Genomic DNA, 13,285 nt, shown 5'->3' on the forward strand with positions numbered 1-13,285 from the left:
TTATGACATCGTTAATGAAGCGGATGCTCAGGAGTGATGATCCCGTCCAAATAGGCTACGCCGATGCTTCAGCGATAACGGGAACAACGGAAAAGCATGCGCATCGATCTGCTTGAGCAATCGTCTGGCGGTTGCATGAGCAAGCTCATAATCTTGCTGCGTAATGACCCGGCGACGCAATGCATCATCTAGCTCATCCTCATCCAGCAGGAAAATCTGTCCATCCTTCATGACTACAATATCCAGATACAGATCATCAAACCACGGAACGCCCTGGTCGGTAATGCCCTGCGTTTTGCAGATGTCAATATACCACTCGATGATCTCCAGCTTATCATCAAACATGGCGGTTACGACATAGTTGGCATTGTCCGGGTAATACTGCATCCACGAATATTCAGCAGCAGCGATGCAAAATCTCCGGCCTCCATAAATTTTGTATAATGGTTCGCGCAAACGGTTCATATGGTAGAGCGTCACATATCCTGTAAAAATATTGTTGTTTACATAACGGCGTGTATAACTGCGTTGTATGACACGCCGCCAGTTCGCTCGATCTGCAAATTTACGTTTCATGGAAGCGTCCCTTTCCTACAAAGTAACTTCAGAATAGCATATTTGCGGTCATCCCTCAAAAAAAGCCTCCAATCTTCACGATTGGAGGCCTGAATCATGCCGTTTGTTACGTGGCAGGCGGTGTGGTCGTTGTATTATCGGTACTATTCGTACCTGTATCACCTGTACCTGCCGGTGGTGTGGTCGTTCCCGGCGTAGTCGTACCTGGCGTTGTTGTGGTGCCATCGGTCGTTCCACTGCCGTCCGTACCATTTTGACTATTATCCGGCGTTGTGGTGCCTCCATTATTGGTTGAACCATCAGTTGGACCGGTATTGGTTCCGGTATCTCCTGTACCACCTGTTCCATTATCCGTTCCCGGATTGGTATCCGTACCCGGTGTTTCTTCACCGGTTGGTGGAGTTGGTGTCTCGCCTTCTGGCGGTACGACTCCGTCTGGATTCTCGGTTGGTGGCGGTTCCGTTTCTGCCTGATCAATCGCAATTTGCACTGTATTAGATGCATCGGATTGCGCTCCGTCAGCCGTAGTTGCGGTAACGTAATAATCGTACGTTTGTCCGGCAGTGACTGCACCATCGGATGCGACTGGCTCAGCTCCACCGCTTGAGATTACACTGAACTCAGTTGCTCCACTTTCCTTACGGTAGACGGTGTAGCTGGATGCTCCTTCAACAGGATTCCATGCCAATGCTACAGATTGACTATCCTGATCAAAGGAAGCGCTCAGACCTGTAACTGCGGAAGGCGTCACCGGTTCTTCCTCTTCCGGCTCTTCCACAACTGGTGGCGGTACTGCGGCGGTATCAAAGTTCTGTACTGGATATCCTTCCAGTGCAGGACCCATGACTGCGGCAAACAATGCTGCTGCCCGTCCGCTACCGTCTTTGAGCAGATGCGTGCGATCTGGCTTGTCATAACCCATCCAGACAGCTGCCGTCCACTCCTTGGTATAACCGGCAAACCAGATATCGCGGTTGGCACTGCTGCTCAAGCCAGAGATACCATGCTGAGTCGTTCCTGTTTTACCAGCAACCGGACGGTTAATCTGTGCCCGTTTACCTGTACCATTCTGAACGACGTTTTGCAGCATTTGAGTCATTTCATCGGTTGCTTGCTTATCTAGTACTTCGATTGATTTGGCACTGTTTTTGTACACTTCATCACCAGTGCTATCGGTAATGCTTTTCACAGCGTAAGCAGCGGTGTAATTTCCGCCGTCGGCGAATACACGGTACGCTTGCGCCATTTCCAGCGTATTGGTTCCTTTGCTCAGACCACCTAGCGCAATTGCCAGGTTGCGGTCGTCGCCAGTCAGATCGAAACCAACCGACTTGGCATAATTGATACCAGTATCAATACCAATCTGATTCAGCAACCATACGGCTGGAATGTTGACGGAATCCTCCATCGCAGCTGTCATACTGATCGTATTGGAATAGCCACCATGCAAGTTATTCGGACAATACGTACCAAAACATTGCTTTTCATTGCTAAGCATGGAATTGGAATGGTAGTTGCCACTTTGCAGTGCTGGTGCATACGTAATAATTGGTTTGAATGCTGAACCTGGTTGACGATGACTCGTCACACGGCTGAAGTTGCCGCTCACATAATCGCGTCCACCAAGTAATGCGACAAGTCCGCCGGTATCGTTGTTGACGATAACCATCGAACCTTGCACTTTGACATCATCTGGACTGTTCTCAAATAGATCGTCGTTTTTGAAAGCATCTTCAAGCGTTTGCTGCGCCTTGGAGTCCATTGTCGTATAAATGTTATATCCGCCGCGGTTCAAATCATCCGCGCTCAGACCAGTGGCATCCTCCGCTTCCTGCATCGCATAGTCGATAAATGCCTGATACTTGGCACTTTTGCTTTCTGGCGATTTGTAATTGTACGTTACTTCTTCGGCTTCTTTTTCATCGGCGGCTGTAATGTAGCCCTGCTGCTGCATGAGCTGCAATACAACGGCGCGACGTTCTTGTGACAGCTCAGGATTGCTTTGCGGGCTGTAACGCGACGGTGCCTTCGGCAAACCAGCTAGTGTAGCAATCTGCCATGTTTTCAGTTTACTCAAGTCGCTAACTCCAAAATACGTTTCGGACGCTTCCTTGATACCGTAAGCCCCGGAGCCAAAGTAAATCCGGTTCAGATATGTCGTAATAATCTCGTCTTTGGTCATATTACGTTCAATCGCCAATGCGATCGATACTTCTGTTGCCTTACGGAAAAATGTTTTGTCATTCGTTAAAAAGACGTTTTTGGCAAGCTGTTGGGTGATTGTACTACCACCCTCTACGGCGGAGCGGGCTACAACGTCACGTACCGCTGCCCGACCGATCGACCACAGATCCACGCCCTGGTGGTCGAAAAACCGCCTGTCTTCGGTTGCCACGAAGGCTTCGATTACTTCTTTTGGAATTTCTTCGTATTTGACTGGATCGCCTGTGCGTATACTACGTTGCAAAATCAATGTTCCATTGCGGTCGTATACTTTGGTTGGCTCGGTGACCGCGAGTTTGTTGATGTTTGCCTGATAGATTTTTTCCCCGCTTACCATAATGAAGAGGTAGCCGGCAAGCGCACAAAATATACCCAGTGCAGTGACGGCAAATAATGTCCAGAATACGCGTTTGCCTGTAATTTTTTTGGTCTTTTTCTTTTTGGCACCCGAGTTGCCCGATCCTGATCCCGAGCCGGAAGAGCTTGTTCGGTTTGGACGGTTCGGTCGGTTCGTACTCTGACTTTGACCTTTGTCACTGCGGGATAGTTGCTGTCTTGGCATTGTTTATTCTGACTCCCTTTCAGTAAACCATGTAGTGCAATTCATGACGTGTATGCAGGACAGGTATGCGAAAGAAAAGAACAACCCTTATAAAGGGGTTGTCCGATTCCTTCTCTGTATAAGACGATATATGAAGCACAAAAGTTTCATTCTACTGTCTCTGTCTCTGTTTTGAGCAGCGAACCCACTTAGTTCTCGCTTTGGTTATCCTGTGGCATCAAGGATACATTGCGTGAAGGTGTAAATGTGGATACTGCATGTTTGTAGATCATTTGCTGACGACCATCACTGTCTACCATGATCGTAAAGTTATCAAACGCTTTGATCGTGCCGCGAATCTGGAAGCCGTTCACAAGATATACGGTGACCGGAATATTTTCCTTACGCAATTGATTTAAAAAAGTATCCTGAATATTAATAGACTTGTTCATTAACCGTACCCCCAAGTGATTATTAATTCAGCATTGGCTCAATGCTCAATTGGAATAAAGAAGTTGCTGCTGATAGTGCAGAAATGCGATTTAAGTTGTTGAAGTATATTCCCTGTCCCGGTACAAATTTCCTGCTACGATGTCATATACTTTCTCAATATGCTCTTCTTGGTTGTTCACATCGCTCACATCAACCCAGTGTATATCGCGCATATGGCGGAACCAGGACAGTTGGCGTTTGGCAAAACGCCGCGTATCACGCTTTAATAGCACGACCGCTTCTTGCAGATTCATGCCGCCTGATAGATAAGCGGCGATCTCCTTGTACCCCAATCCCTGCATCGCTACCATTCCGGGGGTGTATCCCTGATTCAGCAGATGCTGAACCTCGTTCAGCAAACCTTCATCCAGCATCTGATCAATCCGTGCTTCAATACGTTTATATAGCATTTCCCTATCCATTGTCAAACCGACGATGCACAATTCGTATGGCGACGTTCTGCTCTGACCCGATAGCTGATCGGAAAGCTTGATCCCGGTTAAATGATGAACTTCCAACGCGCGGATAATGCGCCGCTGGTCGTTCTGATGCAGACGGGCTGCGGATTCCGGATCAACGGCAGCGAGTCGTTTGTGCAGTGCCTGCGCGCCGTGACTCTCGGCGTATTCCGCTTGCTCACGGCGAAACTCTTCATCCGCTCCGCTGTCGCTGAACTGGAACTCATAGCTGACCGATTCGACATACAAACCTGTGCCTCCGACGATAAAAGGCAGTTTGCCACGGCTGCTAATATCGGGAATCAACTCACGGCAACGCTGCTGAAATTCGGCAACGGAGAATGGTTCGTGCGGATCATGAATGTCGATCAAATGGTGGGGAATCCCTTGCATTTCTTCACGTTTGATTTTTGCTGTACCGATATTCATACCACGGTATACCTGCATAGAATCACCGGAGATAATTTCGGCGCCAAAACGTTTGGCGATTTCGATACTGATAGCGGTTTTGCCGACGGCTGTCGGCCCGATCAGCACGAGCAGCTTCGGTTTCTCTGCTGTCTGGTCTGGTCGGATAGTCATACATAGATCACTCCGTATTCTATTTTGGATTTTTTGCGCCGGATGCGTTCAAATCCAAGGCGTTCATATTCAGGGCTGTCCCATTTTTCCTTTAGCATCACCGTTTTACGTGCGACACGTATAGCATGTTCGATGCATTGTTGATCCAGCGCATCATTGTTAGCAAACCCTCGCAACGGCGCGATAGCAGCCGATTCATGCAGTGCCTCACGGAACATCGGGTCAAAATAAACGATATCGACGCTCTTGTCCGGCAGGCTGCTCAAGTAAGACGTATGATCCTGCGGAATCACACGAATGCGCCGCAACGCTTCATCGACTGGTAGCAGTCCGCTTTCATACGTGCGAAGACCTTCCGTCAGAAGCGCGGCAAGTGGTTTTGAATATTCCAATGCAGTAACTGTGCCAGAAGACCCGGTTGCCAGCGAAAATACAAGCGAATCTGATCCTAGTCCAGCAGTACAATCCAACACGGAATCGCCAGGCGTTAGCCGGGACGTCGCAATCATGACGTCCTCTTCCCCTTTGAGCAACCGTTTGGCGCGTACAAACGCCATACTAGGATGGAAAAACATCGCAGACTCGCCAGGACGGGCAAGACGCGTTTCTTTCTCTACTAATACGATAATGTCAGGATCATCGTATTGAGCCGCCATACGGGCAACAGAGCGCCCTTTACGCGGAATATAGGAAACGGCGAACTCTGCTGCTAGCTTCCGGGCGCGTGCCTCGGTTATGGCAGACGGATCATCGCCAGTTGTAATCAACATACATTCATTCTCCATTCTTCATCTTTACATCACACGCTTGAATAGCTTCTCCAGATCATAGCTGGAAAAGGATACAACGATTGGGCGTCCATGTGGACATGTATACGGCTGATGACAAGCAGCCAGCCGATTAAGTAGTGCCTGCGCCTCCGCTTCAGTCAAGCGCTGATTGGCTTTGATCGATGCTTTGCATGAGCAGAGCGTGGACGCTTGCTCACGCAGCTTGGACAGGTCGATCTTGCGCTCGCTCAGCACCCATTCGGTCATTTCCTGAATGACGCGCTGCTCCTCGCCTTTGGGGAACCAATAAGGATATGCACAAACACGGAACGTCTGTCCGCCAAAGTGCTCCAGATATACGCCCACCCGTTCAAACCAATGCAGCCGATCTTTGAGCTTATCCGCTTCTGCACGAGTAAATTCCAGCGTAATCGGTAGGAGTAGCTCTTGTGAAGCTTCCTCTGGCTGACCGAACTTGTTGTAATAAAATTCGTAATTCACCCGTTCATGTGCAGCATGCTGGTCAATGAGGAACAAGCCTTCTTCATTTTGTGCAATCAAATACGTACCGTGATGCTGTCCAATCAACGTCATCTCTGGAAATTCCGGTTGCTGCGGCTCTTCGGCAGTTCCGTAGAGCATCTCTGCCGGAATACCGCGATTGGCATTGCCTGGACGCTGTGGTTGACGTGCAGACGTTCCTGAACCGGATGAGCGTTTATAATCTGGCTGATATGCACGTTCGCGCTCCCGAATGCCAGATGGCTGCTCTGCTGTAGTTGCTGCCGAAGATGGATAGTCTCCTTTGGCAGAAGTCGCTGGCCGGTTCGACGATGCACCAAGATCAGCGTCTGGTACAGGCAGCGAATCGGCACCTGATGCTGCTGTTTGAATGGAAGCTTCGTTCGTACGTTTTCCATTTTCATTATTAATTGTTCCATTCTTCGTATCGGTCGCACGGGAAGCGCCAGATGGCGCCTGCTCTTCTGCCTTGGCATACTCAGGATGCGGCAATTGTTCGCGGATTGTCGGAGACGATGTTGCACGATTCTCTGTGGCTGCCGGAATACTATCATGCAGTGAAGTATGACGTGCAGCAGATGCTTGCTCTCCTTCGGTCTGTTCATTCCACTGTGGAGCAGGCTGTCCCGGTTCTGGCGGTAGATCATGATCGCCTAGCGGCGGCACATAGGGAGCATCCAGTTCGCCTATATCCTCCTGTGCAATCTGCTGACGCGGAAGATCGGAGCCGACATTTCCACTCGGTGACAATGGAGTCGATGAAGATGAAGGCGCAGTGAACAGATCATTGCCCGCATACGCATCATTGGATACCGGCGGACGTGGGAAGCTAAACTGCTCCTGAATAACGGATTCGCTATTACCGCGCTTCACCGTCTGCTTGGTCACATGTGGAATCAGAATCTCGCGCCGCAACGCTTGACGAACCGATTCCTCTACAAACATCATCAGCTCCGGTTCTTTGCTGAAACGTACTTCCATTTTGGCAGGATGCACATTGACATCGACTAGTGATGGATGCATTTCCAGCCGTAGCACCGTGAGCGGATAGCGATTAATCGGCAGCAATGTATGATAAGCGCGTAGAATTGCTTGATTGACGATATAACTTTTAATATAACGTCCATTCACGATCACGGACATCGCATTACGGTTGGCACGCGCAATCTCCGGTCGTCCGATATATCCATTAATGCTGTAATCTAGATTATCATTGTTGAGCGGCAATACCATTTTGGCAGATGATGTACCGTAAACAGCCGCAATCACCTGCAACATATCGCCATTTCCCGGCGTTTGAAGCAACACATTATTGTTATGCCGCAGTGTAAAAGCAATCTCTGGATGTGCCAACGACATACGATACATAATATCAGAGATATGTCCCAGCTCCGTCTGGACCGTTTTCATATATTTCAATCGTGCTGGAGTATTGTAAAAGAGAGAATTGACGCGAAAATCCGTACCACGTGGTGCGGCTTCGTCTTCATTACTTTTCAATGTACCACCTTCGATCACTAGACGGCGACCCGCGCCATCATCGGTCGCGCTAGTTAACAGATCGACTTTGGATACGGCGGCAATACTTGGCAGCGCCTCACCGCGGAAACCGAGACTTGTAATCTGGAACAGATCGCGATCATTTGCAAGCTTACTGGTCGCATGACGGTAAAAGGCAGTTTCGCAGTCATCCGCCGCGATTCCCGTCCCATTATCCTGCACACGAATCGACTCCAAGCCACCTTCACCGATATGAACATCAATGCGGGTGGCACGCGCATCAATCGCATTTTCCACCAGTTCTTTGACGACAGAGGCAGGACGCTCGACTACTTCACCAGCAGCAATCTGATTGGCAATATGCTCATCCAGTACACGGATATTTCCCATATTGATCTTCCTCCTTCCCCATTCAGCCTATAGTTATATCGTTACACGCATCAGCCAATGATTAGCGAATCGTCTTCATTTTCAATTCATTTAGAAATTGCATTGCTTGTAGTGGCGTCATATTCATCAGATCGGCATTTTGCAACTGGCTAATAATTTGCTTGGCAAGCGGATCTTCTTTGATCTTCAGTGGCTGTACTTCTTCTTCGCCAAAGATTGACAGCTGTACAATCTCTTGTTGCTGTTTCGTTGCAGCAGGCTGCTCAGAAGGAGTTGTATCCAGCTTCGTGTGCACTTCCTGCGTATCGTGTTTCTCCAGATCGGATTGCTGAGTCTCTGGCAATGGGTACTCCTTATCCATGACAGCTACTGCGGGCGATACAGGAGACACGACAGACTGCTGACCATATATGGACGAGCCTTCGCGAATCGTAGAACGCTGCTCCATCATATCATCCGAATGCGTAGAGGACGCACGACTCAATCCGCTGGTACGATGTTCACTGTTAGATTCCGCTTCGTCATGAGATACAACCGTCGTAGTTGCTGCCTGCTCCATCCGATCCAGCAAAATATTAGCCCGATCAATAATGCTGCCCGGCAAGCCTGCCAGCTGCGCACAGTATATACCATAACTGCTGCTGGCTGCACCCGGAACGAGTTTACGTAGAAAATGAACTTTATCGCCGCTCTCGCGAACTGCCATGGAGAAGTTACGCAGATGCTCCAGCGTTTCCTCCAGATGTGCCAATTCATGAAAATGCGTCGATACGAGTGCTTTACAGCCAATCTCGTGATGCACATACTCGATGACCGCCTGTGCAATCGCCATGCCCTCACTAGTGGACGTTCCGCGTCCCAGCTCATCAATAATGATCAGACTGCGGCGAGTTGCGCGCTCCGTCATGACTTGAATATCTGCCATCTCTACCATAAAGGTACTTTGCCCGCCGATCAGGTCATCCGCTGCACCGATCCGGGTAAAGATACGGTCAACCATCGGAATCTCCGCCTGCCCAGCAGGTACAAAGCAGCCAATTTGCGCCATAATAGATAGCAAGGCAACTTGGCGCATATACGTACTTTTCCCCGCCATATTCGGACCTGTAATGAGCAAAATATTAGCTTCATCCTCGCTAATATCCGCACTATTGGAAATAAAATGACTGTTATTCATAACCGCTTCAACAACCGGATGACGACCATCTACAATACGCAGATTATACTGTTCAGACAGCTGCGGTTTGACAAAGCCACGTTCCGCACTAACCGTTGCAAACGACTGATACACGTCAATACCTGCTACTTGCTCAGCAAGCTGCTTCAGCCGTGTCACTTCATTCGCAATGCGTGTACGCAGCGCTGTAAACAGATCGTACTCAATATCGACCATTTTCTCTTGCGCTTCCAAAATGAGCGCTTCTTTTTCTTTCAGTTCCGGTGTGACAAAACGCTCGGCATTCGCCAGCGTCTGTTTACGCTCATATCGACCTTCTGGCAGCTGCGCCAGATTGGAGCGTGTCACTTCTATATAATAGCCAAATACTTTGTTATATCCAATTTTGAGTGAGCGAATACCAGTCGCTTCACGCTCTGCCGCTTCCAGTTCGGCGATCCAGCGTTTGCCATTCACGTTCGCTTCACGAAGTTCATCCAGACGCTCATGATACCCTTTGCGGATCAGACCGCCTTCACGTACAGAGATAGGTGGATCATCCACAACCGCGTTGCCGATGTCTTCTGCAAGATCCGCACATTCATCCATGCGAGCAGCCGTCTGCTGCAATGTTGAAGACGGAGATTCAGCACACAATTCGCGCAAGCTTGGAATACGCAGTAGGGAATCGCGCAGTGCCAGCATATCGCGTCCATTGGCTGTCCCAAATGCGATCCGACCGACCAGACGCTCTAGATCATAAATGCCTTTTAATTGACTACGCAGATCTTCACGTAAAATCAATCCGTGATGCAGCTTGTCTACCGCTTCCAGACGCTCCTCCACGAGACGCTTCGATAACAACGGCTTGTCAATCCAACGACGCAGCATACGACCGCCCATAGGGGTCTCTGTGCGATCCAGCAACCATAACAATGTGCCTTTGCGCGAACGTTCACGTACGGTTTCTACCAACTCCAGATTGCGGCGAGTAAACGGATCAAGAATCATATAATTTTCCGGCTCATACGCGCTAATATGTGTCAGTTGACCGAGAGAACGTTTCTGCGTTTCGCTTAAATACGAGATCAACAACGCGATACATGCTTGACGTTCCTCATCCAGACGTACCCATGCTGCTTCGCCAAACTGTTGACGTGCCAGCTCTTCGCGCTGCTTTTCCCATGGTGTGTAGAGGATTTTGCGACCAAATTGTGCAGCCTGACGATAATTGTCATCAATCAGTTCCAATTTGCCGATGATTTCAGACGGCTCGTACAATCCCAATTCATCGCGTAGCCATTCCTGTGATGCTGGTGAAGACGTGACATGCAATTCGCCCGTCGATAGATCACAGGCAGCAAGTGCCATTTTGCCATCATGCTCGGTGACACAGATCATGTAGTTGTTGTCCTTGTCGCTCAGCGCCTTGCTCTCCATCATCGTGCCCGGTGTAACGACACGAATGATTTCACGCTTGACGATGCCCTTTGCTGTCGCCGGGTCTTCGACCTGTTCGCAGATCGCCACTTTATACCCTTTTTCAATCAAACGATGGACGTAATTGTCTGCCGAATGATAAGGCACACCGCACATCGGAATCCGTTCCGGCGGTCCGCCATTTTTGCCAGTCAGTGTAATCTCCAGCTCTTTGGCAGCCAAAACCGCATCGTCAAAAAACAGTTCGTAAAAATCCCCCAATCGGAAAAATAAAAACGCATCCTGCGCTTGTTCCTTTATATCAAGATACTGCTGCATCATTGGTGTATATTGACTCATGATTCCCCTCCATATAAACCTGTATTTCTGCATCAGGATCAACCGATTGGACTTCAACTTCGCATACTATTCATAGTGAAATCATCGTTTTCAACAGTGTGCGAATGAATCCTTATCCTGTTTCGGATGCGAAAATAATCAGCCACTTGAATTCCGTGCCGCCGATCATATGCAAATGCTTGTTCGTCTATCCATTATACCGAAAGAACCTGAAAAGTTCTATGCTTCTCAGGGCTTGACGGTTACGACTCTATCTTTGTGTAGGAATTGCATTTCAACCGCCATTGTTATCCAGTATCTATCGTTTGCCCCCTCCACACTGCTTCTTTAACTTTCTCTTCCCAAACAAACAAGACCGGAAAGCTTCTGCTTCCCGGTCCCGTCGATCATCGTTATCCAATTCATAATTCGCTTGTTGATCATTCTCATGATCCTTGCTTATTTTGAAAATAATGCTTGTAACTATTATTGTGTAACTGGTTTGTCCGCAGTCAGCTCGATACCTGCCAAAGCGTCAGCGCCGTAGCCGCTGCCGTATGTGATATCGTAGTTTTTCACGCGTTTGTTCATCGCTACCAGCTCATAACGGTACAGAGTCGGGATAACCGGTGCATCTGCAACCATCAGTTCTTGCCATTGTTTGTATACATCTTTGCGATACGCATCGTCAAATGCTTTCTCGGACGCGCCTTCTTTCAGCAGTTTATCATTGTCTTCGCTAGTGTAGCGGGAATAGTTAAACTGTGCATCGCGACCATACAGACCTGCTGGGTTCACGTCAGTACCTGTACCCCATGCTGCGGAATACACATCCACTTCAGGATCGTCTTTTTCAATACGATCATAGAACGAGTTGAATTCTTGTAGACGACCGTCCAGCAGTTGTACATCCAGACCGATGTCTTTCCAGTTTTGCAGATAGAATTGAGCTTGTGGTTCAGCTACACTATCACCACTCATAGCAGAGAAGTTGATCGTCAGTTTGTTGCCTTTTGGATCTTCACGCAGACCGTCGCCGTCTTTGTCTACATAACCGGCTTCATCCAGCAATTGTTTCGCTTTTTCTGGATCATACGTGTAACCTTTGATGTCTGCATCATAGTAATCAGCGAATGCTGGAATGATCAGGGAAGATGCCGCTGTACGCAGACCGTGGTACAGTTGCTCACCCACCTGTGCATTGTTCATTGCATATCCCATTGCTTGACGCAGCGATTTGTTCGCCATTTTCGCATCTGGGTCCATTACGTTTTCGCCTTTGGCTTTGTCCCATTTGCCCAGTTTGAAACCTAGATACGAATACGCCAGATCTTGGTTACCCAACAGTTCGATATTCGTAGGCAATGTTTTCTCATCATATTGGCTAGTTGGCAGACTCACCATATCCACTTGACCGGAGCGGATCGATTCGACCACTACGTTCGGGTTGATGACTTTCAGGTTTACGCCATCCAGTTTTGGTGCGCCGTGGAAGTACTCTTTATTTGCTTCAAATTCAACGGATTCACCAGTAACCATCGATTTGATTTTGAAAGGACCATAACCGACTGGATCTTTACGAACTGGATCGGAAGAAGACATTTTGGCAACTGGGATGTCACCAAATACTTTTTTCTCCAGTGGGTAAGACCACAGACCAGCTTTGATACTTGGATCTGGATTAATAAATGTAATTTGCAGTTCTTTATCATTTACGACTTTAATACCAGAAATGGAATCTGCTTTTTTGGCATGATAATCTTCCATACCAGCGATATTGGTAAAGGTGGAGTCGTAACGCACACCATCATAGTCAGGGTCGCCGATCACTTCGAAGGCAAATGCATAATCTTCTGCTGTAACCGGATTTCCATCCGTCCAGTTCAGTTTGTCATCGATTTTTACAGTTGCGGTTTTGTTATCTTCGGAGAAGCTCAACGATGCCGCCCCGCCGTCTTTTATATTAAAGCTTGCATCTGTATCAAACAGAGACGGATAGAAGAATTGGATAACCTCAAAGTCAGGGTTACCACTATAGAAAACAGGGTTCAGGATACCTTCAAACGGTGTATCCGATACCAGACCATACGTTAATGTACCACCTTGAATCGCAGCGTCTTGATTCGACAACGATTTGGGGAATTTCCCCGTATCCTTGGTGCTTTCACTCGTTTGCGGCGTTGTCGTTGCCGTATCAGTCGATGTGTTACTCTTCGTGCAAGCAGATAGCACCAACACCAATGCAATCAACAAAATGGATATCGTACTCAGTTTTCTCTTTTTACTTCCCAACATAAACCTTCCTCCTCTTTTGATA

General features: G+C 48.3%; 8 protein-coding genes. All 8 read right to left on the minus strand.

Annotated features, from left to right (window positions below; translation table 11 throughout):
• Positions 1-27 precede the first annotated feature (27 nt).
• On the minus strand, positions 28-576 hold the full coding sequence (locus ACDE64_RS13560) for a DUF402 domain-containing protein (RefSeq protein ID WP_411342660.1): 549 nt from the start codon (positions 574-576) through the stop codon (positions 28-30).
• Positions 577-682: 106 nt separating this feature from the next.
• Positions 683-3,361, minus strand: coding sequence for a PBP1A family penicillin-binding protein (locus ACDE64_RS13565; RefSeq protein WP_411347157.1), 2,679 nt, complete (start codon positions 3,359-3,361; stop codon positions 683-685).
• A gap of 188 nt (positions 3,362-3,549) precedes the next feature.
• A complete protein-coding gene (gene hfq / locus ACDE64_RS13570; protein ID WP_411342662.1) occupies positions 3,550-3,792 on the minus strand; it encodes an RNA chaperone Hfq in 243 nt (80 codons plus the stop codon).
• A 90-nt stretch (positions 3,793-3,882) separates the two neighbouring features.
• Entirely contained in the window at positions 3,883-4,872 is a 990-nt protein-coding gene (miaA, locus tag ACDE64_RS13575) for a tRNA (adenosine(37)-N6)-dimethylallyltransferase MiaA (RefSeq protein WP_411347158.1), read from the minus strand.
• A complete protein-coding gene (locus ACDE64_RS13580; protein WP_411347159.1) occupies positions 4,869-5,642 on the minus strand; it encodes a class I SAM-dependent methyltransferase in 774 nt (257 codons plus the stop codon). Before ACDE64_RS13580 ends, miaA begins: the two co-directional genes overlap by 4 nt.
• 24 nt (positions 5,643-5,666) lie before the next feature.
• Complete coding sequence (gene mutL, locus ACDE64_RS13585; RefSeq protein WP_411347160.1) at positions 5,667-8,054, minus strand: DNA mismatch repair endonuclease MutL; 2,388 nt, start codon at positions 8,052-8,054, stop codon at positions 5,667-5,669.
• A gap of 61 nt (positions 8,055-8,115) precedes the next feature.
• Positions 8,116-10,989: a DNA mismatch repair protein MutS gene (mutS, locus tag ACDE64_RS13590; protein ID WP_411347161.1), complete on the minus strand. Its 2,874-nt coding sequence runs from the start codon at positions 10,987-10,989 to the stop codon at positions 8,116-8,118.
• A gap of 465 nt (positions 10,990-11,454) precedes the next feature.
• Entirely contained in the window at positions 11,455-13,263 is a 1,809-nt protein-coding gene (gene opp4A, locus ACDE64_RS13595; RefSeq protein ID WP_411347162.1) for an oligopeptide ABC transporter substrate-binding protein, read from the minus strand.
• Positions 13,264-13,285 lie beyond the last annotated feature (22 nt).

The organism is Paenibacillus sp. WLX2291 (genome assembly GCF_046603665.1).
Classification (GTDB): Bacteria; Bacillota; Bacilli; order Paenibacillales; family Paenibacillaceae; genus Saccharibacillus.

Excerpts from the sequence above, each read along its gene's own strand:
- ACDE64_RS13560 (WP_411342660.1), bottom strand. The coding sequence starts at position 576 with ATGAAACGTAAATTTGCAGATCGAGCGAACTGGCGGCGTGTCATACAA.
- ACDE64_RS13565 (WP_411347157.1), bottom strand. The coding sequence starts at position 3,361 with ATGCCAAGACAGCAACTATCCCGCAGTGACAAAGGTCAAAGTCAGAGT.
- hfq (WP_411342662.1), bottom strand. The coding sequence starts at position 3,792 with ATGAACAAGTCTATTAATATTCAGGATACTTTTTTAAATCAATTGCGT.
- miaA (WP_411347158.1), bottom strand. The coding sequence starts at position 4,872 with ATGACTATCCGACCAGACCAGACAGCAGAGAAACCGAAGCTGCTCGTG.
- ACDE64_RS13580 (WP_411347159.1), bottom strand. The coding sequence starts at position 5,642 with ATGTTGATTACAACTGGCGATGATCCGTCTGCCATAACCGAGGCACGC.
- mutL (WP_411347160.1), bottom strand. The coding sequence starts at position 8,054 with ATGGGAAATATCCGTGTACTGGATGAGCATATTGCCAATCAGATTGCT.
- mutS (WP_411347161.1), bottom strand. The coding sequence starts at position 10,989 with ATGAGTCAATATACACCAATGATGCAGCAGTATCTTGATATAAAGGAA.
- opp4A (WP_411347162.1), bottom strand. The coding sequence starts at position 13,263 with ATGTTGGGAAGTAAAAAGAGAAAACTGAGTACGATATCCATTTTGTTG.